The 21,635-nt window shown below is 62.3% G+C and carries 33 protein-coding genes; 20 read left to right on the top strand and 13 right to left on the bottom strand.

What is annotated here, in order from left to right; translation table 11 throughout:
- Nucleotides 1-435 precede the first annotated feature (435 nt).
- The 8 genes from ssb to V6V88_RS17255 form a co-directional block, all read right to left on the bottom strand.
- A complete protein-coding gene (gene ssb / locus V6V88_RS17290; RefSeq protein WP_253856618.1) occupies nucleotides 436-945 on the bottom strand; it encodes a single-stranded DNA-binding protein in 510 nt (169 codons plus the stop codon).
- Nucleotides 945-1,580, bottom strand: a complete 636-nt coding sequence (locus V6V88_RS17285) for a lambda exonuclease family protein (protein ID WP_338615777.1) — start codon at nucleotides 1,578-1,580, stop codon at nucleotides 945-947. The genes ssb and V6V88_RS17285 overlap by 1 nt, the downstream gene beginning before the upstream one ends.
- Entirely contained in the window at nucleotides 1,580-2,359 is a 780-nt protein-coding gene (locus V6V88_RS17280; RefSeq protein WP_338615775.1) for an ERF family protein, read from the bottom strand. Before V6V88_RS17280 ends, V6V88_RS17285 begins: the two co-directional genes overlap by 1 nt.
- A 7-nt stretch (nucleotides 2,360-2,366) precedes the next feature.
- Nucleotides 2,367-3,467 (bottom strand): hypothetical protein, encoded by a 1,101-nt coding sequence (locus tag V6V88_RS17275; protein ID WP_338615774.1) that lies wholly within the window; start codon nucleotides 3,465-3,467, stop codon nucleotides 2,367-2,369.
- 1 nt (nucleotide 3,468) lies between these two features.
- Entirely contained in the window at nucleotides 3,469-3,648 is a 180-nt protein-coding gene (locus tag V6V88_RS17270; protein WP_338615772.1) for a hypothetical protein, read from the bottom strand.
- A complete protein-coding gene (locus V6V88_RS17265; RefSeq protein WP_338615770.1) occupies nucleotides 3,645-3,977 on the bottom strand; it encodes a hypothetical protein in 333 nt (110 codons plus the stop codon). The genes V6V88_RS17270 and V6V88_RS17265 overlap by 4 nt, the downstream gene beginning before the upstream one ends.
- 159 nt (nucleotides 3,978-4,136) lie before the next feature.
- Entirely contained in the window at nucleotides 4,137-4,514 is a 378-nt protein-coding gene (locus V6V88_RS17260) for a hypothetical protein (protein WP_338615769.1), read from the bottom strand.
- 2 nt (nucleotides 4,515-4,516) lie between these two features.
- Entirely contained in the window at nucleotides 4,517-4,909 is a 393-nt protein-coding gene (locus V6V88_RS17255; RefSeq protein WP_338615768.1) for a hypothetical protein, read from the bottom strand.
- An 866-nt stretch (nucleotides 4,910-5,775) separates the two neighbouring features.
- Here V6V88_RS17255 and V6V88_RS17250 point away from each other — a divergent pair.
- Complete coding sequence (locus tag V6V88_RS17250; protein ID WP_338615766.1) at nucleotides 5,776-6,051, top strand: DUF1902 domain-containing protein; 276 nt, start codon at nucleotides 5,776-5,778, stop codon at nucleotides 6,049-6,051.
- The gene (locus V6V88_RS17245; RefSeq protein ID WP_338615764.1) at nucleotides 6,048-6,236 is read left to right on the top strand and encodes a type II toxin-antitoxin system HicA family toxin; all 189 of its coding nucleotides are present in this window, start codon (nucleotides 6,048-6,050) and stop codon (nucleotides 6,234-6,236) included. Before V6V88_RS17250 ends, V6V88_RS17245 begins: the two co-directional genes overlap by 4 nt.
- 28 nt (nucleotides 6,237-6,264) lie before the next feature.
- On the opposite strand, the gene V6V88_RS17240 is transcribed toward V6V88_RS17245, so the two are convergent.
- A complete protein-coding gene (locus V6V88_RS17240) occupies nucleotides 6,265-7,365 on the bottom strand; it encodes a S24 family peptidase (protein WP_338615763.1) in 1,101 nt (366 codons plus the stop codon).
- A 71-nt stretch (nucleotides 7,366-7,436) separates the two neighbouring features.
- On the opposite strand from V6V88_RS17240, the gene V6V88_RS17235 reads away from it, so the two are divergent.
- Nucleotides 7,437-7,706 carry a YdaS family helix-turn-helix protein gene (locus tag V6V88_RS17235; RefSeq protein ID WP_338615762.1) on the top strand — a complete coding sequence of 90 codons (270 nt, stop codon included), beginning with the start codon at nucleotides 7,437-7,439 and terminating at the stop codon, nucleotides 7,704-7,706.
- 26 nt (nucleotides 7,707-7,732) lie between these two features.
- On the opposite strand, the gene V6V88_RS17230 is transcribed toward V6V88_RS17235, so the two are convergent.
- Together V6V88_RS17230 and V6V88_RS17225 are read right to left on the bottom strand one after the other, a co-directional pair.
- Nucleotides 7,733-8,053 (bottom strand): hypothetical protein, encoded by a 321-nt coding sequence (locus V6V88_RS17230; RefSeq protein ID WP_253856601.1) that lies wholly within the window; start codon nucleotides 8,051-8,053, stop codon nucleotides 7,733-7,735.
- Nucleotides 8,054-8,123: 70 nt separating this feature from the next.
- On the bottom strand, nucleotides 8,124-8,288 hold the full coding sequence (locus tag V6V88_RS17225; RefSeq protein ID WP_338615758.1) for a hypothetical protein: 165 nt from the start codon (nucleotides 8,286-8,288) through the stop codon (nucleotides 8,124-8,126).
- 38 nt (nucleotides 8,289-8,326) lie between these two features.
- On the opposite strand from V6V88_RS17225, the gene V6V88_RS17220 reads away from it, so the two are divergent.
- From V6V88_RS17220 to V6V88_RS17170, 11 genes are all read left to right on the top strand, one after another.
- Nucleotides 8,327-8,641 (top strand): CII family transcriptional regulator, encoded by a 315-nt coding sequence (locus tag V6V88_RS17220; RefSeq protein ID WP_338615757.1) that lies wholly within the window; start codon nucleotides 8,327-8,329, stop codon nucleotides 8,639-8,641.
- Between the two features lies 1 nt (nucleotide 8,642).
- The gene (locus V6V88_RS17215) at nucleotides 8,643-9,164 is read left to right on the top strand and encodes a DUF1367 family protein (RefSeq protein WP_338615756.1); all 522 of its coding nucleotides are present in this window, start codon (nucleotides 8,643-8,645) and stop codon (nucleotides 9,162-9,164) included.
- Nucleotides 9,161-9,520, top strand: a complete 360-nt coding sequence (locus tag V6V88_RS17210; protein WP_338615755.1) for a Ref family recombination enhancement nuclease — start codon at nucleotides 9,161-9,163, stop codon at nucleotides 9,518-9,520. The genes V6V88_RS17215 and V6V88_RS17210 overlap by 4 nt, the downstream gene beginning before the upstream one ends.
- A complete protein-coding gene (locus tag V6V88_RS17205; RefSeq protein ID WP_338615754.1) occupies nucleotides 9,517-9,873 on the top strand; it encodes a GIY-YIG nuclease family protein in 357 nt (118 codons plus the stop codon). The genes V6V88_RS17210 and V6V88_RS17205 overlap by 4 nt, the downstream gene beginning before the upstream one ends.
- Nucleotides 9,860-10,651, top strand: coding sequence for a YdaU family protein (locus tag V6V88_RS17200; RefSeq protein ID WP_338615753.1), 792 nt, complete (start codon nucleotides 9,860-9,862; stop codon nucleotides 10,649-10,651). The genes V6V88_RS17205 and V6V88_RS17200 overlap by 14 nt, the downstream gene beginning before the upstream one ends.
- Nucleotides 10,638-11,321: a hypothetical protein gene (locus tag V6V88_RS17195; RefSeq protein WP_338615751.1), complete on the top strand. Its 684-nt coding sequence runs from the start codon at nucleotides 10,638-10,640 to the stop codon at nucleotides 11,319-11,321. The genes V6V88_RS17200 and V6V88_RS17195 overlap by 14 nt, the downstream gene beginning before the upstream one ends.
- Complete coding sequence (locus tag V6V88_RS17190) at nucleotides 11,318-11,692, top strand: hypothetical protein (protein ID WP_338615750.1); 375 nt, start codon at nucleotides 11,318-11,320, stop codon at nucleotides 11,690-11,692. The genes V6V88_RS17195 and V6V88_RS17190 overlap by 4 nt, the downstream gene beginning before the upstream one ends.
- Nucleotides 11,689-11,892, top strand: a complete 204-nt coding sequence (locus V6V88_RS17185; protein WP_338615749.1) for a hypothetical protein — start codon at nucleotides 11,689-11,691, stop codon at nucleotides 11,890-11,892. The genes V6V88_RS17190 and V6V88_RS17185 overlap by 4 nt, the downstream gene beginning before the upstream one ends.
- Nucleotides 11,885-12,241, top strand: coding sequence for a hypothetical protein (locus tag V6V88_RS17180; RefSeq protein ID WP_338615748.1), 357 nt, complete (start codon nucleotides 11,885-11,887; stop codon nucleotides 12,239-12,241). Before V6V88_RS17185 ends, V6V88_RS17180 begins: the two co-directional genes overlap by 8 nt.
- Complete coding sequence (locus tag V6V88_RS17175; protein ID WP_338615747.1) at nucleotides 12,238-12,540, top strand: hypothetical protein; 303 nt, start codon at nucleotides 12,238-12,240, stop codon at nucleotides 12,538-12,540. Before V6V88_RS17180 ends, V6V88_RS17175 begins: the two co-directional genes overlap by 4 nt.
- Before the next feature lie 120 nt (nucleotides 12,541-12,660).
- Entirely contained in the window at nucleotides 12,661-13,881 is a 1,221-nt protein-coding gene (locus V6V88_RS17170; RefSeq protein ID WP_338615745.1) for an ISL3 family transposase, read from the top strand.
- Between the two features lie 8 nt (nucleotides 13,882-13,889).
- Here V6V88_RS17170 and V6V88_RS17165 read toward each other — a convergent pair whose 3' ends face one another.
- Together V6V88_RS17165 and V6V88_RS17160 are read right to left on the bottom strand one after the other, a co-directional pair.
- On the bottom strand, nucleotides 13,890-14,171 hold the full coding sequence (locus V6V88_RS17165; protein WP_338615744.1) for a CRISPR-associated protein Cas2: 282 nt from the start codon (nucleotides 14,169-14,171) through the stop codon (nucleotides 13,890-13,892).
- A gap of 246 nt (nucleotides 14,172-14,417) precedes the next feature.
- Nucleotides 14,418-15,359 (bottom strand): putative phage abortive infection protein, encoded by a 942-nt coding sequence (locus V6V88_RS17160; protein WP_338615743.1) that lies wholly within the window; start codon nucleotides 15,357-15,359, stop codon nucleotides 14,418-14,420.
- A 286-nt stretch (nucleotides 15,360-15,645) separates the two neighbouring features.
- On the opposite strand from V6V88_RS17160, the gene V6V88_RS17155 reads away from it, so the two are divergent.
- The 6 genes from V6V88_RS17155 to V6V88_RS17130 are packed head-to-tail and all read left to right on the top strand — an operon-like array spanning nucleotide 15,646 to nucleotide 21,622.
- Complete coding sequence (locus tag V6V88_RS17155; protein ID WP_338615742.1) at nucleotides 15,646-16,305, top strand: hypothetical protein; 660 nt, start codon at nucleotides 15,646-15,648, stop codon at nucleotides 16,303-16,305.
- On the top strand, nucleotides 16,277-17,614 hold the full coding sequence (locus tag V6V88_RS17150) for a PBSX family phage terminase large subunit (RefSeq protein WP_338615741.1): 1,338 nt from the start codon (nucleotides 16,277-16,279) through the stop codon (nucleotides 17,612-17,614). The genes V6V88_RS17155 and V6V88_RS17150 overlap by 29 nt, the downstream gene beginning before the upstream one ends.
- Nucleotides 17,611-19,119, top strand: a complete 1,509-nt coding sequence (locus V6V88_RS17145) for a DUF1073 domain-containing protein (RefSeq protein ID WP_338615740.1) — start codon at nucleotides 17,611-17,613, stop codon at nucleotides 19,117-19,119. The genes V6V88_RS17150 and V6V88_RS17145 overlap by 4 nt, the downstream gene beginning before the upstream one ends.
- Nucleotides 19,120-19,138: 19 nt before the next feature.
- Complete coding sequence (locus V6V88_RS17140; protein ID WP_338615739.1) at nucleotides 19,139-19,891, top strand: minor capsid protein; 753 nt, start codon at nucleotides 19,139-19,141, stop codon at nucleotides 19,889-19,891.
- Nucleotides 19,872-21,125 carry a DUF2213 domain-containing protein gene (locus V6V88_RS17135; protein ID WP_338615737.1) on the top strand — a complete coding sequence of 418 codons (1,254 nt, stop codon included), beginning with the start codon at nucleotides 19,872-19,874 and terminating at the stop codon, nucleotides 21,123-21,125. Before V6V88_RS17140 ends, V6V88_RS17135 begins: the two co-directional genes overlap by 20 nt.
- Nucleotides 21,122-21,622 carry a hypothetical protein gene (locus V6V88_RS17130; protein ID WP_338615736.1) on the top strand — a complete coding sequence of 167 codons (501 nt, stop codon included), beginning with the start codon at nucleotides 21,122-21,124 and terminating at the stop codon, nucleotides 21,620-21,622. The genes V6V88_RS17135 and V6V88_RS17130 overlap by 4 nt, the downstream gene beginning before the upstream one ends.
- The last annotated feature ends 13 nt before the right edge of the window (nucleotides 21,623-21,635 follow it).

The raw sequence follows: 21,635 nt of genomic DNA, 5'->3' as shown, positions 1-21,635 counted from the left end.
AGAAAGTCCCAGGTCCAGGCTGCTTGCTTAGTAGCAGAATCCGTTTGCGATGCGCTGCTCAAGGGTTATGACGCACTGGAGGATCGTCTGAAAAGACGTAGCTTCGATGGGGCTTTGCCCGTTTTCGCGGTCCGAAGAGGCGCTGAAGCCATAACGCGAATTCCTGCCCACGAGATCCCCTACACCGTGGTCGGTAGGGAGCTAATGACTCTTGCCATTTGCGCCGACCAATATCTGCAGTTGACCGCGGATATGAGAAGTGCCCGTCGCCCAGGTAATGACGATATGAGCGATGCGGAGTTGAAGAGGATTCTCAGGTCTCGCAAGTTAGTCAAGACTGTGCAACAAGCATTCGAGCACCTTAGGAAAGACTACGACGGACGGGCTCACCTTCCAATCACAGTGGACGACATTGAGTAATTGTCTTAGTAGGTTTTAGAACGGAATGTCGTCGTCCATGTCGGCGAGGCTGGCCGCCGGGGTCGACTGAGGCGCGGCGGCGCCGCGTTGGTTCGCGTACTCGTTGCGTTGGGGCGCTTGGCGTTGCGCCGGCGCGCGCTGCTGGCGCGGCGCGTCGTCATATCCACTGCCGCCGCTGCCGCCTTCTTCGCGACCGCCCAGCATCTGCATCTGGTCTGCGATGATCTCAGTGCTGTAGCGGTCTGCGCCGGTGTCTTTATCCTGCCACTTGCGCGTCTTGAGTCGGCCTTCGATGTAGACCGATCGGCCCTTCTTCAGGTACTCCCCGGCGATCTCCGCCAGGCGGCTGTACAACACGACCCGGTGCCATTCGGTCTCTTCGCGCTTTTCGCCGCTGGCCTTGTCTTTCCAACTGAACGTCGTCGCGAGGGAGAGGTTGCAGACGGCCGCACCGTCTGGGCTGTAACGGACCTCCGGGTCGCGGCCCAGGTTGCCCACCAGGATGACTTTATTGACGCTGGCCATTACGCGGCTTCCTTGCGCAGCAGGTGTTCGTATTTGGAGACCAGGCGCTCGAATTCCATCAGGTCGTCTTCCAGTTCTTCGATGGCATCGTCGTCGCGCTCGATGCGGATGGTCGTGAGCTGCCGGCCGATGGGTTCCAGGTCGGGTGCCCACAGAATCAGGTCCACCCACTTGCGTCCCAGCAGCCACATGGCGCCGTTGCATTGGTCGATGTAGGCGCTGATGTCGCCGTCGACCACAGCGGTGAACAGGGTGTCGGAAGAGACCATCGTCTTGATCTCGATGACCCCGTCGTCGTCGACAAGACCGTCCACGCTCACGCCGAACAGACCGTCGTCCGTCGTGATGAACCCTGCCTCCTCGACGAAGTTGCCGGTCTTCGCCTCATAAGCGGCTCGGGCGAAGGGCTCCTGTTCAGTGCCGGTTCGCATGGCACCGTTTACGTAAACCTCCGGCGGGCGGCCTCCAACACGCTCCCGGGCGACATCCATTGCATACTTGCGGCAGTCTTTCGACGGGCCGCCACTCTTCAGTTTGTCGCGGCAGTCCTTAAATCGGCTGCCCGTGATGACGCCGCGGCGTGCGTCCAGCCATTCCTGCGAGCCCTGCGGCGCGGTGTGGATGATCAGGCCCATTACTGTTTCTCCTGCTTGAGCATGGCCCGCTTGTCGGCGTAGGCCTTTTTGAACGCGGCAAACGCCGCAAGGTTGTTGGTCGCTTCGATGGCCTTGCAGCCGTCCTGCCAGATCACTGCGGCGGCATCCATGCTGTCTGCCTGCGCCAGCTTGCTGATCCATTCGTCCCGGAGACCAAGTGCGGCGTCATCCGCGCCGGTGCCGTCGTTGTCGTCGCCCTTCTCGGAGATGCCGCAGACCGCCTTCAGGGTGTGGCGCTCAAGATAGGTGGTCGTCGACGCGATGGCCTGGATCGTGTTTTTCTTCCCGCTTTCGTCCGGGGGCGCGCTCAGGGTCACAGACTTCTCATGGCCCAGGCGATGCACCAGCGTGCAGGTGACGTGGATCCGGCCGTCTTTCTGTTCGACGTCCCAGCCCCAGGCAAAGCCGTGCTTGGACAGGGCAGGGCCCACGGCCGTGACCACGTCGGACAGCTCGGCGTGCTTGTAGCTGGTGGTGCCGCGGTCGGTCTTGAATTCGACCTGTTTGCGCTTGATGATCTCCACTGCCTCGGACTTGAAGGCGGCGAAGGCGTCGTTGAACGCCTTGCGCGCTTCGCCTGCTTCCCATTCGCGCTGGATCGCCATCATTTCCTTGATCTGATCCAGGGGGATGCCCTGCTGAACTGCGGCCATCATCATGCCGATGGGGGAGTTGGCGGCCGGGCCTGCGACCTGGCCGGCGGCCTGCTCGGGTTGCATGGCCACTGCGCGGGCCGGGGCGTCGATAACTTCGGTCATGGTGTCCTCAGTAGGTGATTCGGATGTTGGGGATCAGGCCTTTGGCGATCAGCGTGACCGCCTGCCGGGCGCAGTCTTCGGGCATGCCGCCGGCGACCAGCGCATCCAGGGCGGCGCGGTTGACCTTGCCCTTGTGGGCCTTGTCGGCTTCACGTCGGACGGCTTCGGCTTCCTCTGCTGCTTTCGCGTCCGCCTGGCGCTTGATTTCCGCCTGGCGCGCGTCTTCGGCTGCCTGGATTCGGTCCCGCTCGGCCTGCTCAGACGCCACGCGCTCACGCTCCAGGGCCGCTAGGCGATCCAGTTCGGCCTGCTTCTCTGCAGCGATCCGACGCTGCTCCGCCAATTCGGCGTCGCGGCGGGCGTTGTCCGCGGCGGCGCGCGCCTCAGCTTCACGGCGCGCGGAAGCGTCGCGCTCTGCCTGGGCTGCAGCTTCTGCATCACGTCGCGCCTTTTCCTCTGCTTCCCGGGCGATGCGCTCTTCGCGGTCCTTCTGTTCGCGCGCCGCCGCTTCAGCGCGAAGGTGCGCCAGTTCGGCCTGTTCCGCGTCGTACTTCTCGCGGGCGGCTAGCGCCTGCTGCAGCGATTCCAGCGCGCGGGATTTGACGCGATGCGCCTCGGGTTCGAATTCTTCCCAGGATCCATCGACCGCGCGGGCCTGCACATCGGCGATGGTGGCGCGCAGCTCGTCCGCGTCCAGGTCGCGGTTCTCATCGGCGCGCAGCCGGAACCACTCGACACCCTGTTGATGCCGCTGCTTGCGCGCTTCCTCGGCCTGCTCCCACTGGTCCAGCGGCGCGCGGACCTCATCGGCCAGCGCATCCAGGGTTTCGCGCATGCGCTTGCGCTCGGCGTCGATCTTCTTCGGGATTTCCTTCAGGCGATCGACCTGTTCCTTGCCGATGCCGTCCAGAGCGGTCTTCACCTTGCGGACCTTGAAGGCCAGGCTGGCGATCGCGTCGCGGCCCCTCTTGGTCTTCAGGTCCGGCACGTGGCCGGTCACCTCGGCGCGGATCTTGTCCAGCCAGGGGTCCAGGCCGCCGGGCTTGGAGTAAACCTCCAGCGCGGTCTCCGCCGGCGGCAGCTCGGCAAGTTGGGTTGCTTCGGTCATGTCAGTCCTTCGCGGCGACTGCGGTCTTGCCGCAGCCTTCGCAGGCGGTGAGGGTGGATTGAGCGTCGAGCGTCGGGCCCAGCACGCCGAGGACGGCGGCCAGCACCACGACGCCGCCGGCGATGCCGACCCATTCGTAGCGGTCAAGGCGGGGCAGGGCGCCCAGGAGGCGGCGGATCATTGGGCACCTCGGGCTTTGGCAAGCGCTGCACGGGCCGCATCGATGCGCGGCTGTATCTCATCCGCGCAACCTTCCCATCGGTGGTCGCGCTTCGCAGCATCACGCATGTTTCCTTGCGCAATGAGCATGTCGGTAAACAGGGCATCCAGAGCCTCGTAAAGCTCCGGCGCGGCGGCGATCAGGCGGGCGTTGGCGTAATCTTCGTCATCCGCGACTTCGGAGTGCCCAAGCGTGCTGATATGTTGGGGAAGAGGGCGGCGAGGAATCACCACGATGGTTTCGTCCACAAGGTGCGGTGCCCACGGCCCGGGCGTGTGTTTCGTCGTCATTCGTCTCTCCAGCAGCGCGACATCCAGATGTCGCCGATCAGTGCGATTGCATAAAGGGCGGCCGCGCCCCACGCGGTGTAGGCGGTCATCATTTGCGCGACCTCCAGGCGTCGGCAACGGCCTGCATGAGCAGGACAAAACCCAGGATGAGGAAGCCGATCATTTGCGCCGCCCGAACGTCACGCGTTGGCGGTCGGTGGTCAGGTCGACCAGATCCGAAACCAGATGGCCCTGTGCCAGCAGCACCCACTGGCGGAAGTGCGCGCCGACAATGGCCAGCTCGTCGCCGCGCACCGACGAAGTCACCGCCATAGCGAATGCCGTCTCGGCGTTCTGCTGTCCAATGCTGGCCGCGTACAGCGCCTCGGCTGCGCGCTGATTGGGCTCGTGCTGGCGCAGCACAGTCATGTCGCGCACGAGCGCGGCATGCACGTCTGCATCCATTTCGCGCAGCGCCATCGCGCGGCGTTGCGCTTCGGTCAGCGCGGGGATGATCGTTGCCGTGCCGCACGGGGTGGGGTAGGCGAGGTTGGCCATGGTCAGTTCCGCGATTCGTTGTCGTATGCCGCAGCCAGGACACCGGCGCGCGGCGCGGTGGGCATTCGGCGGGCCGCCAGCAGGCGGACGAAGTAGTCCGGGATCAGCGCCGCGCGCAGCGCCATGAAGTCCGTGCCCACATTGCAGGCGACGCGCAACGCGGCGCGGGCGGCAGGGCTGACCGGCGCGCTGTAGCGGTCGCCGAACCAGAACCGGCGCTCTTTGAACAGCGCGTCCTGCGCGCTCCGGCGGTTCGCTGGGTTCACGCGATACCCGGGCAGGCGGTCCCTCGAGTAGTCGCGCACCACGGCTCGCAGCTTCGACACGTTCAGCAGATATTCCTGTCCAACTGCGCCGATGCGCGCGGCGCGGCGTTTGATGCGGCTTTCGTTCATGGAAGTCTCCAGGCCCCGAAACCCGAGGCGGGTGGTGAGGATTCATTCGTCAGCCGGCGCTCAAGGAACGGGCTGACGGATAAATTCCGGGGCAACGCACCGCCTGGCTACTCCCGCTCATCGCGGCTCCAGGTAGTGCGCTGCCTCTTCAACCAAGCCGCGTTCTATAGCTCCACTCCCGGAGCCAGGCGCGACCTGGTAGCCGTCGATCTTTGGTCAGGGGTAACGGGTTGCGCCCTGGGCCTAGTCACCTTGCGGTCATCGGCCTGTTCTATCGCTGTGCTGGTTGTTAAAGAGCGGTACTGCGTTGAAAGAACTATAGCAACGCTACAGATTTGAAGCAATAGCGATGCTATAGATAATTTGTAACGGACGAAAAAAAGCCCGCGCGGGGCGGGCTGTTCAAGAGCGGAGCGGACTATTTGCCGCCGAAGTGCGGCGGGGAACGGCTCCGCTCGGAATGGTCAACACATTTCCAGCATAGGAAAGTTGCTTTTTTGACTTCAAATTTTTGAGCGCTGCCTAAGTGCGTCACTTTTATTTAGTTATTATTTTTCAAGTACTTAGCTTAATTACTAACATCTTTGACTAAACATCCGACTTACCTCGGGCAGATAGCTAATTTCTCGCTTTTTTCCTATACTTCAGTTGCTTGTTGACGCTGCGTCAGTAAGCAACTTAGTTGTCTATCTAAGATCTAACTAGTTCCCGCAAATCTTGGCTGGAAATTTAGTTCAGATTTCGAAGTAGCCGTAGAGGCGGCAAGTTCACCTCACAAACCCTCCATCTGTGCCGATTGATGTCTTCGCTCGCCCCTACGATACGCAGTCATCCGGAGATCGGCTCAATGCTCAGGGAGAGAACGTATGTATCGAGTCGGATTACCATTTTGGAAGCATGTCGCGCGAGCCGGTCTTCGGGTTTCTTTTCGCGTGGACGTTTCATACGATAAAGAAGCGCAAGTCTATCTAGCCACCAGTCCGGACCTGAAGGGCTTCGTCGTCGAGGCGCCCTCAATGGACGAGTTGGCGCGCGAGGCGAATGAAGTCGTTTGCATGCTGATGGAAGCCAAGCTGCACAGCAATAAGGCGAAGGCCGAACCCATCTACCACCACATCGGAGCGGCGGTGGCTAGCGCGTGAACGGATACTACGAAAAGATCATAGCCGTGCTTAGAGAGCACGGCTTTTCTTTGGTGCGTCAGGGGAAAGGCGCCCACCAAATCTGGGGGAAGGGCGACGTCCACGTCGCCGTTTCCACCGGATGCAAATCCCGTCACACCGCCAACGCGATCATGAAAGAAGCTGGCATCAAGCACCACTTTTGAACGCCGCCTATCAGGCGGCATTTTCATATCACGATCGCACCCACTGACCCGCCTCGTCATCACGTAGCCTGGCGCCGGCCCAGACGACCTGGCCAAGCACGCGCACGGGATGGCCATTTTCCATCGGGATATCAGAGTAGGCTGGGTTAAACGAACGCGCGACCCAGCGCCCCGTGAGCTTGTCTCGGGTCACAGTCTTGACGAGCATCTTCCCGTCGTAGTTGATGGCGTACACGCCGCCGCTGGCCACGTCCTGCAGCGTCAGGTTTTCGTTGGGGACGACAAGCAGGGCGGCGCCGTCACGAATGACCGGCTCCATGCTGTCGCCCTTTGCATACACAACGCGCGCCTTCCCATTGTCGGCACCCACCGCCTTGAGGAATGAGCGGCGGAACTGGATCATGCCGGTCTGATCCTCGCTATGGTTCTCGATGCCGTCGCCCGCGGCCAGGCGCACGTCGGCCAGCTCGGGCACTTTCTCGAATTTGTCATTGGCGGCGTGAGGCTCGCCGGGACCGACGTTCGCAATGACGCCGCCCGCCGTGCTGAGCTTGAGCGGCCGTTCGCGCTCCGTCTGGTACGTCGTCTTTCCGCCGTCCCACGGAGCAGGATCCATGTCGCGTATGCGCATGGGGAAAGGATCGTCGGCCGCGTCCATATCGACGAGTCCGCCCAGCGTGTACGTCCGCGGCGGGGCGGGGCTGTCAGTCGCCGCGGGTAGCGGCGACACCTGGATGCCAAGCTTCATTTGGGCGATCGCAAGGGCAATAGCACCCTCGAGCGCATTGAGCTGTGACTCGGGGAGCGCTCGGAGTTGGTCCTCGGGAATTGTGCGGAATGGCCACGGCGCTGCCGGCGTCGATTCAACCGGGACGGATTCGGGAGCCAATGCTGCAGCCTTCTGCGCTTCGGCTGCAAGCCGTGGACTAATGTCTGCCAGCGAGCATCCAAACCCCTCGGCGTACGCCATGGCCGCCTCTAGGTTTAGTGGACGCCTACCCGTGATGTGCTGGTAGATCATCGCCTGGCCACCCTTCACTTGGTGATCGCGCGCGAACGCCGCGCGATTCACGCCATCAAAGCGCGCGCGCAGGGCGGAGGCTTCCTCTTCGATCGTCCAAATTTTCATATAGCGATGCTATTCAAATAAATCTATAGCATGGCTTGCGAATAAACTGTAGCAACGCTATAGTTTGAGCCATGGACCTGAACATCTACCTCAGCCGGGAAGGGGCGATCAGCGCAGCGGCGCTCGCTCGATGCGTGGGCGTATCCCCAGCGCTCGTATATCAGTGGCGCACAGGCCGCCGGCCGGTACCGGTCGAGCATTGCGCCTCCATTGAGCAAGCAACCTGCGGCGCCGTCACGAGGCGAGATCTGCGCCCCGAAGACTGCAACCGCATTTGGCCTGAGCTTGTCGGCCTGCCCGACCCCGCGCCGGCGCAGCAGGAGGCGGGCCATGTGGGATAGCCCGCTGAAAGTCGTGCTTGGCTGCTTCATGCTTTTGATGGTGTTTCGGGACGTGTCCGAGGAAGCGCGGCTACGCGCCGAAAGAACGGAAATGCGCTGCGCAGTTGAAGCAGCGCAAACGCCAGGATCACCGAAATGATCAGCACATCTTTCCGACCCTCGTCCCACACGATCATCGAGAAGATGGCCATGAACGCGACGGTGAATAGTGCCGTGGGTACCCACCTGGACAACACCCCGTCGATTTCGGCGAACAGTGGCGGATCTTCGCGGGCGACCTTCGTCAGCCAAACGAACGCTGCGCCGACTGCCGGGATCATCAGCCCGAGAAAGAATTTCCAGTCCATGCCTTGCTCCTCCCGTGAGGGTTTCGTGTGTGAGAGCCGAAAGCATAGCCCGCAGGAGCAGGGCGCCCATTCAATGCACCGTGGCGTATTCGCGCCCATCGGTCGCCCACGCCATGCGGTCACGCTCGGCGCACAGCTCCTGAAACAAGTCCATGACTGCCTTTTCGCTGGGATCTTCAAAGATCCGGCGGGCCAAGTCCTGGGCGCTGATCAACAACTTCTCCGTTTCGGTCACGAAACACACCTCGCTCTTTGTTCATAAGGAAGTACTCGATGAGCACCCAATCAGTTTCTCCCGATGAGATTGAAAGCACACGCAAGATCGCTGAAAGACTGCGCAGCGAGATTGGCAGCGCGATTTCACTGTTCACCCAGGCCCGTGCAGCGGATTTCATGGGCACATCAGCCAGCACCGTGAACCGCATCGTCGCGGACGACTTGGACAAGGTGTGCCATCTGATGGCCGCCATCGGGTGGCAGTTCGCCCCGCTGGATTCCATGGTGGTGAGTAAGGCGCAGCTCGAGGCATACGAAGAATTCGCCTACGAATACCTGCGTCCGAAGGTTGAAGCGCGGAGGCGTGGCTGACATGGCCGATATCACCCTGGTTCGTCAGCAGCCCGTCCAAGCCTCGGAGCAGGAAAAGGAAGCTGCGCGGCGGTTGATCTTCGGCGTGGTCGACGGCCTGGGTGAACGCGGCCGCAAGCAATGGCGCCGGCTTTGGAATCAGCTCGTGCGCCTGGAGCCGGGCGAGATGCTGTCAATCACGACGCACAAAGAACGCACAGGCTGGTACCACCGCAAGCACATGGCGCTGGAGTCGGCGCTGTTTGAGGCTCAGGACCGCTTCGAGGAATTCGAGGCGTTCCGCGCCTGGCTCAAGACGGGCAGCGGCTTTGTGGACTGGTACCCGGGCCCCAAGGGCGGTGTGATTCCTGTGCCGCGGTCGATCAGCTACGCGAAGCTGGAGCAGGCCGACATGGAGCAGTTCCACGATGACGCCGTGACGTTCCTGCGCACCGCGCACGCGCAGAAGACCATGTGGCCGCACCTGCCGCCCGCGCGCGCCAGCGAAATGCTGGAGATCGTATTGCGAGGCTTCGGCGAATGAAAGGCCGCAACCCCACCGCCGAGCAGAAGCGATTCTGGGATCTGCTGGCCACGAACATCGGCTGCGTCGCCTCGCGCATGGATGGCTTCTTCGACAGCCAGTGTTCGATCCATCACATCGACGGGCGCACGAAACCGGACGCGCACTGGCTCGTGCTGCCGCTGTCTGCCGGCAACCACCAGGATGGAACGGGCGCGCCCGGTCGCATTGCTGTGCACCCATGGAAGGCGCGCTTCGAGGCTCGCTACGGCCGCCAGCGGGATTTGCTGGTCTGGTGCATCGAGCAGCTACAGGCACAAGGATTTGAAGTCCCTGATGGCGCATTGCGCGCCGCGGGGATGCTGGAGCACGCATGAATTACTACCCGCACGCAAAAGACGATTTCGCGCCTGGCGTGAAGATCAGCCGGCTGCCTGCCGTCTACGCGCTGGCCACGTCGGACATGGCATTCATCAAGATTGGCAAGACGGTATCCATCAAGCAGCGCCTCATCAACATTCAGAGCGGCTGTCCGTTCGACCTTTCCCTTTGGTTGACGATCCGGACGCCAAAAGCCGCGGAGGTCGAACGAGCAGCATTGGACCTGCTCGCCCATTGCCGCACGCGGGGCGAATGGTTTTCGCCCGCGGAACAGGATCTTGATCTGATCTCGGCCTTCTTTCACGAGACTAACCTCAACGTAAGGGAGGCGGTCCGTGCACTACTTTAAACGCAACATTGGCGACTATCACAAGAAGGCCGGCCGTCTGTCCATGCTTGAGCACGGAGCGTACACGCTTCTTATCGACTCGTGCTACGACCGTGAACGTTTCCCGACCATGGACGAGGCAATCGACTGGTGTTGGGCGCGCACTGACGAAGAAATCGCGGCGGTGCGGTTCGTTCTGGGAAAGTTCTTCGATCTCGTTGAGGGTCGGTATGTGCAGGCCCGCATTCAGGAAGAGATCGACGCATATCACGCCAAGTCGTTGAAGAACAAAGAGATTGCGGAAGAGCGCGAGGCGAAGCGTCGCAATGCTCGCGAGCAATCGAGCACGAAACGTGCACAAGGCGTGAACGACGCGCCACCTAACCAAGAACCAATAACCAAGAACCAAGAGAAAGATATCCCCCCTACCCCCCGCAAGCGGGGGCAAGGATTCGACGCCTCGGCGATCGATCTGCCGGACTGGCTCGACCGCGAGGACTGGGAAAGCTGGGTTGCCGATCGGAAGGCCCGCAAGAAGCCGGTGACGGAGGAGGGCGCCAAGCGCCAGCTGCAGCAGCTCGCTTGCTACCTGGACGAAGGCCATCAGCCGCGCGCCGTGATTGCCAACAGCATCGCCGGCGGATACCAGGGGCTATTCCCGCCAAGGGCCCAGGCGCGGGCCAGCCCGCCAACTGCGGCACAGCGGCGGGCCGCGTGGTCATCCGAGTTGCGGGATGTGCTGGCTGAGGGCCAGGAACGAAGGGAAATTGACATGGGGGTGATTGATGCAAGTAGCTAACGCACAGACCGGCCTGGGCGCGCTCGTGGTGAACGAGATGCACCTGCTGTACGGCGCCAAGTTCGCCCAGCAGTGGGAAGGCCTGACGCCCCGCGAGCTGAAGGACTCCTGGAATCAGAAGCTGGCCGGCCTCGATGAGGCCCAGGTGCGCCGCGGGCTCGTCGCCTGCATGACCCGTGAATGGCCTCCCACGCTGCCGGAGTTCGTGAAACTGTGCTGCCCTTGGATGGCGCCGGAGGTGGCGTACCACGAGGCGGTGCGCGGCATGTCCGCACGCAAGCGTGGCGAGTTGGGTATCTGGTCGCATCCCGCCGTGTACTGGGCCGCAGTCGGCGTCAGTACCGTCGATCTGCTCTCCAGCACCTACGGGTCGATCAAGGCGCGTTGGGAGAAGACGTTGAGCGACGAGCTGGCGAAAGGCGCGTGGCCGGACATCCCCGAGCCGCGTCAAGCTTTGCCGGCCCCGGGTCAAACCCTGGCCACCAAGGCGGAAGCGGCCGCGGCGCTGAAGAAGATGGGAGCGGACAAGGCTCTGGACCAGAGCGGACGAAACGCGCGGCGCTGGGTCGAGAAGTGGGACGAACGCATTGCTAAGGGCGAGCAGCCCACGCCAGCCATCGCGACGATGCTGAAGCGCGCCAAGGGCGAAGCCACCGAGGTGTCGGCATGAACCTGGATCGACTGACCATCCGCCTGCCTTGGCCGGACACCAGCCTGATGGCGAACCGCAAGGGCGGCAAGCACTGGGGCACCACCCATGCCGCAAAGGTCCGCGCGCGCGAGTCTGCGTTTTTCGCCGCCAAGGAGGCGCTGGGCCAGAACAGCCTGGCGCCCGCCGGCCAGTTGCCGGTGTCGATTACATGGGTGGCGCCCAACCGCATCCGCCGCGACCTGGATGGCCTGCTGTCGGCGGAAAAGCCGCGGCTGGACGGCATCGCCGCCGCGCTGGGCATCGATGACAGCCAGTTCAGGCCCCTTACGCTGGACGGTGCGCTGGACGCAGACAAGAAGGGCTTTGTGCTCGTGGAGATTGGACGATGACTGCTGACCTGCAGAAGTGGGAATTCCGCGACCCGATGCTGGTCGTCATGAGCCGGCAGCAGGCGGCGCTGAATCGGTCGTGCGAGGGCTGCGCCCACGCCAAGGCCATCGAAACCCCGTTCGGCGATACGGTCACCCGCTGCCTGAAGGGCAAGCCCTACGGCAAGAAGTGCAACCGATACGAGGTGGCCGATGAGTAGGCTGACGGGCGACGACCTGCTGTGGAACTGGGCGCGTTGGACCTGGTCCGGCGCCACGGTGGGCAACATGGAGGCCTACGTGTCCTGGGAGGATGACCCCCGGCCGATCCTCCATGACCACGCCCTGATGGTGGAGGCTATGCACGCGGCGTTGCCGTGGCATGAGCGCATGGTGATCATCGCCGAATACCCGCAGAAGAACGCCAAGTTCGGCGGCCTGGACCCGACGGGCCGGCGCAAGGCGGCGCGCGCATGGATCGCCACTACGACGGGCGTGGCGCTGACGGAAGCCGAATACAAGCTGTACCTGGGCCTGTTCCGCGGCCAGGTCGAAAGGAGGCTGGCGTGAAGTACGCGCACGAGGTGATGGAGTTGATGCAAGCGTACCCGGCGCGGTCGTTCAGGGTAGGGGAGTTGGTGCGCCACGCGACGCGCGGCAGGCAGTTGGCCGCCGCGGAGCGTGAAGCCGCCCGGAAGGCCGTGAAGCGCGTGCTGGACGCGCTGATCGCGACCGGCGCGGTGTCGATCACCCAGCCGGCAGAGGTATCAGGCGCATCCGCGGAGTACTCCGTGTCCCGCTTCCGGGACATGATGCCCCCAAAAGCGGGACAAGAAGCGGGACAATACGTGCGGGCTCTTGCGCCCTGAAGAAACGAAGCCCCGGACTAGCCCGGGGCTTTTTTTAGGTTCATCGCGCAATAGCGTGGAGGGATTTGGCAAGTTTTCGTACTCTTGATGGCAGGAATTTGCCATCAGGAGTGCGTGGAGATGCTGGATCGCAAGCTGCTGGAGTCGCTGGGGGGCTGGCAAGGCTATGTCGTCGAACGCGTGGAGTGGCCCGAGGGCGCTGGGCGCACGCTGTCGATCTATTTGAAGCCGACCGCCAAGGTGATGCTGTGCGAGCAGTGCGGCGCACGATGTCGCCAGGTCCATGAGACCACGGTGCGACGGGTTCGAGATCTGCCGTTATTTGAGTACCGGGTTGTTCTTCACGTGCCACGCCGGCGCTTGTTGTGTGAGCAATGCGGTGGCCCGCGCCTGGAGCGGCTTACTTGGCTGGGGCGTTACCAACGGGTGACGGATCGGCTTGCGGCGGCCTGCAGCCAATTGCTGCAATCGAGCAACGTGCAGGCGGTGGCTAGGTTCTTCGAGCTGGGTTGGCATACCGTCAAGACGCTGGACAAGGCCCGGCTCCGAGCATCAGTGCGCGAACCGGATTGGTCCAGGATCGAGTATTTAGCGATGGACGAGTTCGCCCTGCATAAAGGGCATCGGTACGCGACGGTAGTCGTCGATCCGATCAGCAGGCAGGTGCTGTGGATCGGCCCAGGACGCTCACGCGAGACGGCTCGGGCGTTCTTCGAGCAATTGCCGCGTGGGGTCGCCCAACGCATCAAGGCCGTTGCCATCGACATGACTACGGCCTACGAGTTAGAGATCCAGGCCCACTGCCCACAGGCGGAGATCGTCTATGACTTGTTCCATGTCGTGGCCAAGTACGGACGAGAGGTCATTGATCGGGTGCGCGTGGACCAGGCCAACCAACTGCGCCAGGATCGTCCCGCGCGCAGGGTCATCAAATCGAGCCGCTGGCTGCTATTGCGCAACCGCGACAAGCTAGACCGGCAGCAGGCCGTCCGACTCGACGAATTGCTGCACGCCAACCAGCCGCTGCTGACGGTCTATGTCCTGCGGGACGAACTCAAGCGGCTCTGGTTCTACCGAAGACCTGCCTGGGCAAAACAAGCCTGGCACCACTGGTGCGAGCAGGCTGAGCAAAGCGGAATAGCCCCCTTGAACACCTTCGCTCAGCGCCTGAAAGGCTATCTGCATGGCATCCTGGCCAGATGCCGACATCGTCTAAATACCAGCATCGTTGAGGGCATCAACAACACCATCAAGGTCATTAAGCGGCGCGCCTACGGTTACCGAGACCAGGAATACTTCTTCCTCAAAATCCGCGCGGCCTTCCCCGGTAATGCTCAATGAACCTTTTTTTATCCGCGGTTGTTCAACACATCGAGCAACCACTTATCTCCGACTTGCCCGATTCCATACCAAGCCCCATTGCCAGTTAGCTCGAAGACTACGAGCGAGTCATTGGCATCAATGTAGTTGATGAGATGGTCGCGAATCTGAGCAGAGGTCTTCGACGTCCGGATGATCCAGGTTGAATCAAGCGTGTGTTGCCACGTGCCGTATGACTTGATTTGCTCATGCAAGCCTGAATAGTTCTGGCCGGCTTTCCTCAAGTCGTAGCCGATGATGTAAACGGCCATTCTTTGTCTCCTGTAGGGAAGGGAACTCGACCGTAGCATTGGGCGCTTACATTGAAGTAAGTATTGTTACATCCTCGGAGAGCAGGGGCCAGAGAGAACCGTCCGCCGGGCCGCATGGACATCGGATGGTAAACGTTACGCTCCGGCGTCTGCTCTGGAGGAACCGCATGCTCCATGCCACTAGGCCAGTCAAGAAGCAGGACAAAAAGCGCGGCTGTTGCGCGTTAAATGGATTCAGGGCTATGTCTATCGGACGTTCGACGGTGGCTGGTTGCTGGCAGAGATGGGCGTAACGTCCGATGCTTCGAGAAGCGATTGCCTAGCAAGGTCAGAGTTGAAGCTCTCCGGTTCGAACGGATGAAAATTTAGCCGATACGCCAAAATCACGAAGTTGTGACCGTTCAGTCGAAGGTTGTCGAACAACGCATACCGACGAACGTATTCGTTAAATTTCTGCCCTTCTGGCAAAAATCCGTTGAAAAAAATCATGCGCAGCTCTGGCCCAGAGAGCCGGGCGCGCAGGATTGATACCGCATCCCACTTTTCTAGCCAACTGACGTGGGGGTTGGAGTCTACCCATCTGAGCAACGAGTAAAGAGTCCTGATCAAAGCACCTAGTTGCGGCTCATTGGCGGCGAACTGCCGCTCCCACCAAGCGTGAACGAGATTTTTCTTCCTTGCACAAAGGCGCTCGCGCACTTGAGCGTCGGAGCGCTCGTATTCCTTCAGTAAGAGCGATGTTTCCAAATTGGTGGAGATCAATTCGGATCTCGTCATCGCGTCGAGCGCAACGACGCCCATAAGCCGTGGATCACTATCGGACCCATCACCGAGTTGCAGTTCGGTTATTAATTCACGGTAGCTGCTCGTCCAGCCAAAGAACGATTGATCAAAGGATTGCTTGGCCAGTTGGCGGCGCTGCTCCTCCAGCTCGTCTTGTTGCGAGCGCAATGTGAGCACGAGCAGAACGATCGTCACGAGACCGGCCACGGGATTGACAATCCCTCCAAGAAAATCGCCAAACGTCCCCCAGTCTCCTGTCTCTGAAGATAGGGGGTTGCTATGAAACTTGTAGATGAATAAGCCCACTGCGATGACTGCGACAGACGCGGGCCATGCGACAAAGAGCAGAATCAGCCGGCGTGTTTTCGCGGCTCGCGCTTGGTGTCGGTCAATAGTGGAAGTCATTGGCTGATCGTTAGTCGATAACACCGCAGGAATATATTCAATATGGCGCTGACAGACAAACAGCGCCGCTTCCCGTAACGGTCCGACCAGCGCACACCACGGGTGCGCCAAGGGGCAGGCCCCACAAACCACAATACCCCCATGAGTCGCCGCAGCCGGCCTGGCGTCCGCGCAGGGGCAAATGCGCGGGACACTTCTACCGGTCTTGTCGCCGGTGGCCGGCATGACGAGAACCGCGGCGCCCAGCCCTGAAGGGTAGCCGGATGGGCGCGACCCCAAGATACCTATGACCCAAGCAAAGACGAAGCCCGACTGGGAGCGGATCGAATCCGACTTCCGCGCCGGCCTGCTGTCCATTCGTGAAATCGCAGCATCGCAGGGCGTGTCGCACGTCGCGATCTCCAAGCGCGCGAAGAAGGAAGGATGGGAGCGGGACCTGAAGGCGAAGATCGCCGCGAAGGCTGAAGCGCTGGTTACCAGTCGCACGGTTACCAAGGAAGTTACCAGCGAGCAGGCGGTAACCGACCGTGCGATCGTTGATGCGAACGCCGAGGTGATCGCCAACATCCGACTGGGGCACCGCAGCGACATCCGCCGCGCGCGCACTCTCTGCATGTCCCTGCTCGATGAGCTGGAAACGGAAACGGGCGACGTCGACCTTTTCCGCGAGCTTGGGGACATCCTCCGCAGCGAGGACGACAAGGGCCAGGACAAGCGCAATGACGTCTATCAGAAGGTCATCTCTAGCGCCGGCCGCATCGACAGCATGAAGAAGCTGGCCGAGACGCTGAAGAATCTGGTCGGCATCGAGCGGGAGGCCTACGGGATCGCCGAGGCTACGAAGCTCGAACTGAGCAACCCGGACGGAAGCCTCGCGCAGAGGGGCCGAAGTCTGGCCGACTTCTACAGGGACATCAGTGTTTCAGCTCAACCCGGCGCTGAGTGACTTTTGGCGGACGCAAAAGCCATACAAGTTGCTGAAGGGCGGCCGGTTCTCGTCCAAGACTCAGGACGCGGGCGGGATGGCTGCCTTCCTGGCTCGGAACTACTCGGTGCGATTTCTGTGTCTGCGCCAATTGCAGAACCGGATTGCTGATTCCGTCTACACGGTTGTCAAAGAGAAGATCGAGGCGGCCGGCTGGCGCGATGAGTTTGATATCGGAGTGTCGACCATTCGACACCGGCTGACCGGCTCGGAGTTCCTGTTTTACGGCTTGGCCCGGAACATTGAGGAAATCAAGGGCACCGAAGGCGTCGACGTCTGCTGGATCGAGGAGGGCGAGGGCCTGACCGAGGAGCAGTGGTCGATCATCGACCCGACCATCCGGAAGGAGGGCGCCGAGGTCTGGGTGCTGTGGAATCCGCATCTGATCACCGACTTCGTGCAGGCGAAGCTGCCGACCCTGCTCGGCGACGACTGCATCATCAGGCACATCAACTACCTGGACAACCCATTCCTGTCGGCGACCGCCAAGAGAAAGGCGGAGCGGCTGAAAGAGGCGGACCCGGACGCGTACCGGCATATATACCTGGGCCAGCCGCTTTCGAGCGACGACGCTTCGGTGGTCAAGTTCCACTGGGTCGAAGCTGCGATTGACGCGCATCTGAAGCTCGGGATCGAACTGGGCGGGGCGCGCACGGTGGGCTACGACGTTGCCGACTCTGGCGCCGACAAGAATGCCTGCTCGGTATTCGATGGCGCTATCTGCAACGAGCTTGACGAATGGGCCGCGCCGGAAGACGAGCTGAACCAATCCACAAAGCGCGCCTGGGCCCACGTTGGCAACGGCATCCTGATATACGACTCCATCGGCGTCGGCGCCCACGTTGGCTCGACGCTGGCGGACGCGGGGATCAAGGCGGGCTATCACAAGTTCAATGCCGGCGGGGCTGTCATCAGTCCTGAGAGGGAATACGCGCCGAAGATTAAGAACAAGGAAAAGTTCGAGAACCTGAAGGCGCAGGCATGGCAGGACGTGGCGGACCGCCTCCGGAACACCTACAACGCCGTCACGAAGGGCATGGTCTACCCGGCCAGCGAACTGATCAGTATCAGCAGCGGCATCGCAAAGATCGAGCAGCTGAAGGTTGAGCTGTCGGCACCGCGGAAGCGATACAGCAAGCGAGGTCTGGACATGATCGAGACCAAGGACGAAATGGCAAGGCGCGGCATTCCGTCGCCCAACCTGGCCGACTCTTTCATCATGGGCGCCTGCCCGCACCTAATTGAGCGCAAGCGCGGATTCTTCGGATGAAATACCTTCGCAATCTGTTCCGACGGAGCCCAGAGACCTCGCCGGCGCCCAAGCGGCGCGGCCTGTTCTCCACGCATCCCCTGGGCGACAAGGTGCAGGCTCGTTTCGAGATGCCGACCTTCGAGCAGCCCCAGGGCGCGCCCACGGTCGCATCCGACAACGGCTACATCGGCGAGCGCCCGACGCCCAAGACCGCCAGCTTCACGCCGGTCAACGAGGCGCAACTCGGCTTCTACGCCGCAGGCAGCACCTTCATCGGCTACCAGGCCTGCGCGATGCTCGCGACGAACTGGCTGATCGATAAGGCATGCAACATGCCGGCGCGCGACGCGGTGCGCAATGGCTACCTGCTGACGTGCGGCTCGGACGATATTTCGGCCCGCCTGATGGCAGGCGACAAGAAGTACGCGGTCAAGCGCCACCTGCGCGAGCTGGTGCACTTCGGGCGCGTGTACGGCGGGCGGATTGTGCTGTTCGATGTCGAGGCAGCCAACCCCGAGGAGTACTACAAGGCGCCGTTCAACCTGGACGGCGTGCAGGCGGGCACCTACCGCGGCATGTCCCAGATCGACCCGAACTGGGTGACGCCGGTGCTGACTGAGGACAACCTGAACGACCCGGCCAGCCAGAGCTACTACGAGCCGACGTTCTGGAAGATCAAGGAGCGGGTCTATCACAAGTCCCACCTGCGCATCTTCGTACCTTACCCGGTGCCGGACTACCTGAAGCCGCACTACCGCTACCTGGGCGTGAGCGTGCCCCAGCGCATGATGGAGCGAGCCTACGCGGCCGAGCGCAGCGCGAACGAAGGCCCGCAGCTGCTGATGACCAAGCGACTGACGTCGCTGAACGTGGGCGATGCGGCCCTGGCCAACCGCGAGGAGCTGGAGAAGAACCTGGCGGAGTGGGTCGCTTACCGGGACAACTACGGCGTGCGCGTCGGCGGCGCCGAGGAGACCATCCAGCAGTTCGACACCGCGCTGGGCGATGTGGACACGGTCATCATGACCCAGTACCAGCTGGCGGCGTCGGTGGCGAACGTGCCGGCCACGAAGCTGCTGGGCACGCAGCCCAAGGGCTTCAACGCCACGGGCGACTATGAGCAGTCGGTGTACCGGGAAGACCTGGAGAGCATCCAGTCCAACGACATGACGCCGCTGCTGGAGACGCATTACCGCCTGCTGGCTAAGTCCGAAGGGATTGCGCTGCCTGCCGAGATCGCCATCCAGTGGATGCCGGTGGACAGTCCGACCGCCAAGGAGTGGGCCGAGATCGACAAGATCAAGGCCGACCGGGACGCCGCGCTGTTCAACACCGGCGCCATCGACGCGGAGGACATCCGCAACCGCCTGCGCGAAGACCGCGAGGGCGATTACCACAACCTTGAAGACGCCGAGTTCGTAGATGCCGAAGAAAATGGTCACGAAGCGGCGCCAGGCGTGGGGGCAGCAGCAACAGGCCAGCCAGTTCAAGGGCTCGGCGCTGGCGTACCCGGTCGCCGTTGAAGGCCGGTACCGCGCCAGCATGGAGTCGCTGATTGACGGCATGCTGGCGGACTACGACGCGGCGCTGCGCCGACTGTACCGCGGCAATCCCGAGATCACGCAGGACGAGAGCGTGACCACCCAGGCGCGCCGCATCCTGGCCGAGCTAGGGCGCAAGTGGAGCAAGGCGTTTGCCGAGAAGGCGGGCCCGCTCGCGAACCGCACAATCGGCCAGGTTGACAGGTTTTCCAAGCAGAACCTGGGCGCGTCGCTGCGGGACATGTCCGGCGGGCTGACCATCAAGACGTTTCAGATGCCGGCCGGCCTGTACGACAAGGTCCTGGCCAGCACGGCGGAGAACGTCGGGCTGATCAAGAGCATCCCGGCGCAGTTCCAGGACCGGATCCAGGGCATCGTCATGCGGTCGATCCAGTCAGGCGGCCAGGGCAGCGGGCAGATCTTCGATGAGATAAAGAATCTCAACCAGGTCACCCGGAATCGCGCCAAGCTGATCGCGGTCGATCAGACGCGCAAGATCACGTCCGCCATGAACGAGGAGCGGATGAGGGCCGCCGGCGTCAAGCAGTTCGAATGGATCCACAGCGGAGGCGGCGCCGAACCGCGATCGCTTCACGTCCAGTACGACGGGCAGACGTTCAGCATGGACAACCCGCCCATCATCGACAAGCGGACCGGGCAGCGCGGCTTCCCTGGCGAGCTGATCAATTGCCGGTGCCGCATGCGCCCGGTCATCGACTTTAACGAGTATCTCGATGAGCAAGCGACAAACTGACGTCAACGGCTACCTACTGGTGCGCGACAACCCGATCACGAAGGTGGGGGTGTTCTCGTACTTGGGTAGCGAGATCGGCGCGCCTGATGCGGACCGTGTCTACCGGGTGTATCGGCCGCAGGAAGAGCTGGAGAACCCGGAAACGATCGCCTCAGCCAACCTGGTGCCGTGGATCGACGAACACGAGTTCCTCGGGGTGGACGGGACGCCCGCCGAGAAGAAGGGTGTCCAGGGCACCACGGGCGAGTCGGCGCGCTTCGAGTATCCGTACCTGCGCAACAGCATCCGGGCCTACTCGGATTTCATGAAGAACCTCATCGACCGCGGCAAGGTGGAGTTGTCGCCCAGCTACCGCTGTCGATACGAATTCAGCGAAGGCGTGTTCGATGGCCAGCAGTACGACGCCATCCAGCGCGACATTCGATTCAATCATCTGGCATCCGTGAAAGAGGGCAGGACGGGGCCGGACGTGGCTGTACAGGACTGCCTCACCATCACATACGACTCAGCGGAGTTCATCAATATGGAAATCACCCCCGAAATGGAACAAGCATTGCGGGCGTTGATCGAGAAAATCTTGGCGGAACAAGCTGCCGCTGTCTCGGACAACGATCCCACGAAGGAGGCTGTCACGGACGCGGAAGCGCCGGCGGCCCCCGGCGCCGTCACGACGGAAGAGAAGGACGCCGTCGAAGAAACGGCAGCGGCCGCCGAGCAGGCGACCAGTGCGGTCGAATCCGCCACGGCTGCCATCGAAGAAGTGACGGCCGCGCTCGAGGAAGTGCAGGCCGCCGCCGAAGAAGTGAAGGCAGCCCCCACGGCCGACAGCAAGAAGGCCTTGGACGCCGCCCTGGCCAAGCTGGGCGCCGCAAAGAACAAGATCGCCGCGCGCGCTGCGGATGCCCAGGTCATGGGCATGATCGGCACGCTGCAGACCCAGGTGAAGGCCAATGACGCCAACGCGGTGATCAAGCAGATCGCTGAGCGCGACGCCCTGGCCAAGCGCGTGACGCCGTTCATCGGCGCCTTCGACAGCGCGTTGTTGGTCTCGGCCGACCACGTCGCCAAGTACGCCGTCAAGAAGCTGGGCCTGAAGGCGCAGGACGGCGCTGAGCTCGCGGTGCTGCAAGGCTACCTGCAGGCTGCCAAATCCGACGCCGACAAGATCGTCGGCGATTCCAAAACCGTGCGCGCCGAAGACACGGCCGCCAAAGTCTGGGGCGAAAAGAAATGATCCCGAACACCGCACGAACCTACCTGCTGTCCGGCATCCCGGGCAATATCAGCCATGACGGCCCGACTCGCGCCGCCTCGGCGATCATCGACTCGGCGACCGAGGCGAACAACGTCTTCGGCCGCGCCTTTACGTACGTGGCCGGCCAGCCTTCCGGCCGCGGCACGTTCGAGCAGGTGCAGGCCGGCGGCGATGGCGCTTTCGCCGGCATTCTGATCAACCCCAAGGCGTACGCGATCGATGTCGCTTACGCGCGCAACGCCACGGTCGGCGAGTTTCTGACCATGGGCGAGGTCTTCGTTCAGCTGGGCAACGACGGCAACATCGGCGATCCGGTGTCGTTCGACCCGGCCACCGGCATCATCTCGGCCGGCGAAACTGGAACCGTCATCCCCGGCGCGCACATCGCCCGCCACGAACCCAGCGCCGAGACCCCGCGTCTGGCGGTGATCGCCCTCAATGGCCTGGTGGTGCTGCCCACCCCGGCCGGTGCCTGATCGGAAAGGAACC

The organism is Achromobacter sp. E1, assembly GCF_037039475.1.
GTDB classification, from domain to species: Bacteria; Pseudomonadota; Gammaproteobacteria; order Burkholderiales; family Burkholderiaceae_B; genus Achromobacter; species Achromobacter mucicolens.
This window is presented reverse-complemented; position numbering and strand designations above follow the sequence as displayed.

What these genes read in the sequence shown, in the direction of transcription:
- ssb (WP_253856618.1), bottom strand. Translation starts at nt 945, where the DNA reads ATGGCCAGCGTCAATAAAGTCATCCTGGTGGGCAACCTGGGCCGCGAC.
- V6V88_RS17285 (WP_338615777.1), bottom strand. Translation starts at nt 1,580, where the DNA reads ATGGGCCTGATCATCCACACCGCGCCGCAGGGCTCGCAGGAATGGCTG.
- V6V88_RS17280 (WP_338615775.1), bottom strand. Translation starts at nt 2,359, where the DNA reads ATGACCGAAGTTATCGACGCCCCGGCCCGCGCAGTGGCCATGCAACCC.
- V6V88_RS17275 (WP_338615774.1), bottom strand. Translation starts at nt 3,467, where the DNA reads ATGACCGAAGCAACCCAACTTGCCGAGCTGCCGCCGGCGGAGACCGCG.
- V6V88_RS17270 (WP_338615772.1), bottom strand. Translation starts at nt 3,648, where the DNA reads ATGATCCGCCGCCTCCTGGGCGCCCTGCCCCGCCTTGACCGCTACGAA.
- V6V88_RS17265 (WP_338615770.1), bottom strand. Translation starts at nt 3,977, where the DNA reads ATGACGACGAAACACACGCCCGGGCCGTGGGCACCGCACCTTGTGGAC.
- V6V88_RS17260 (WP_338615769.1), bottom strand. Translation starts at nt 4,514, where the DNA reads ATGGCCAACCTCGCCTACCCCACCCCGTGCGGCACGGCAACGATCATC.
- V6V88_RS17255 (WP_338615768.1), bottom strand. Translation starts at nt 4,909, where the DNA reads ATGAACGAAAGCCGCATCAAACGCCGCGCCGCGCGCATCGGCGCAGTT.
- V6V88_RS17250 (WP_338615766.1), top strand. Translation starts at nt 5,776, where the DNA reads ATGTATCGAGTCGGATTACCATTTTGGAAGCATGTCGCGCGAGCCGGT.
- V6V88_RS17240 (WP_338615763.1), bottom strand. Translation starts at nt 7,365, where the DNA reads ATGAAAATTTGGACGATCGAAGAGGAAGCCTCCGCCCTGCGCGCGCGC.
- V6V88_RS17235 (WP_338615762.1), top strand. Translation starts at nt 7,437, where the DNA reads ATGGACCTGAACATCTACCTCAGCCGGGAAGGGGCGATCAGCGCAGCG.
- V6V88_RS17230 (WP_253856601.1), bottom strand. Translation starts at nt 8,053, where the DNA reads ATGGACTGGAAATTCTTTCTCGGGCTGATGATCCCGGCAGTCGGCGCA.
- V6V88_RS17220 (WP_338615757.1), top strand. Translation starts at nt 8,327, where the DNA reads ATGAGCACCCAATCAGTTTCTCCCGATGAGATTGAAAGCACACGCAAG.
- V6V88_RS17215 (WP_338615756.1), top strand. Translation starts at nt 8,643, where the DNA reads ATGGCCGATATCACCCTGGTTCGTCAGCAGCCCGTCCAAGCCTCGGAG.
- V6V88_RS17210 (WP_338615755.1), top strand. Translation starts at nt 9,161, where the DNA reads ATGAAAGGCCGCAACCCCACCGCCGAGCAGAAGCGATTCTGGGATCTG.
- V6V88_RS17205 (WP_338615754.1), top strand. Translation starts at nt 9,517, where the DNA reads ATGAATTACTACCCGCACGCAAAAGACGATTTCGCGCCTGGCGTGAAG.
- V6V88_RS17195 (WP_338615751.1), top strand. Translation starts at nt 10,638, where the DNA reads ATGCAAGTAGCTAACGCACAGACCGGCCTGGGCGCGCTCGTGGTGAAC.
- V6V88_RS17190 (WP_338615750.1), top strand. Translation starts at nt 11,318, where the DNA reads ATGAACCTGGATCGACTGACCATCCGCCTGCCTTGGCCGGACACCAGC.
- V6V88_RS17185 (WP_338615749.1), top strand. Translation starts at nt 11,689, where the DNA reads ATGACTGCTGACCTGCAGAAGTGGGAATTCCGCGACCCGATGCTGGTC.
- V6V88_RS17180 (WP_338615748.1), top strand. Translation starts at nt 11,885, where the DNA reads ATGAGTAGGCTGACGGGCGACGACCTGCTGTGGAACTGGGCGCGTTGG.
- V6V88_RS17170 (WP_338615745.1), top strand. Translation starts at nt 12,661, where the DNA reads ATGCTGGATCGCAAGCTGCTGGAGTCGCTGGGGGGCTGGCAAGGCTAT.
- V6V88_RS17165 (WP_338615744.1), bottom strand. Translation starts at nt 14,171, where the DNA reads ATGGCCGTTTACATCATCGGCTACGACTTGAGGAAAGCCGGCCAGAAC.
- V6V88_RS17160 (WP_338615743.1), bottom strand. Translation starts at nt 15,359, where the DNA reads ATGACTTCCACTATTGACCGACACCAAGCGCGAGCCGCGAAAACACGC.
- V6V88_RS17155 (WP_338615742.1), top strand. Translation starts at nt 15,646, where the DNA reads ATGACCCAAGCAAAGACGAAGCCCGACTGGGAGCGGATCGAATCCGAC.
- V6V88_RS17145 (WP_338615740.1), top strand. Translation starts at nt 17,611, where the DNA reads ATGAAATACCTTCGCAATCTGTTCCGACGGAGCCCAGAGACCTCGCCG.
- V6V88_RS17140 (WP_338615739.1), top strand. Translation starts at nt 19,139, where the DNA reads ATGGAGTCGCTGATTGACGGCATGCTGGCGGACTACGACGCGGCGCTG.
- V6V88_RS17135 (WP_338615737.1), top strand. Translation starts at nt 19,872, where the DNA reads ATGAGCAAGCGACAAACTGACGTCAACGGCTACCTACTGGTGCGCGAC.
- V6V88_RS17130 (WP_338615736.1), top strand. Translation starts at nt 21,122, where the DNA reads ATGATCCCGAACACCGCACGAACCTACCTGCTGTCCGGCATCCCGGGC.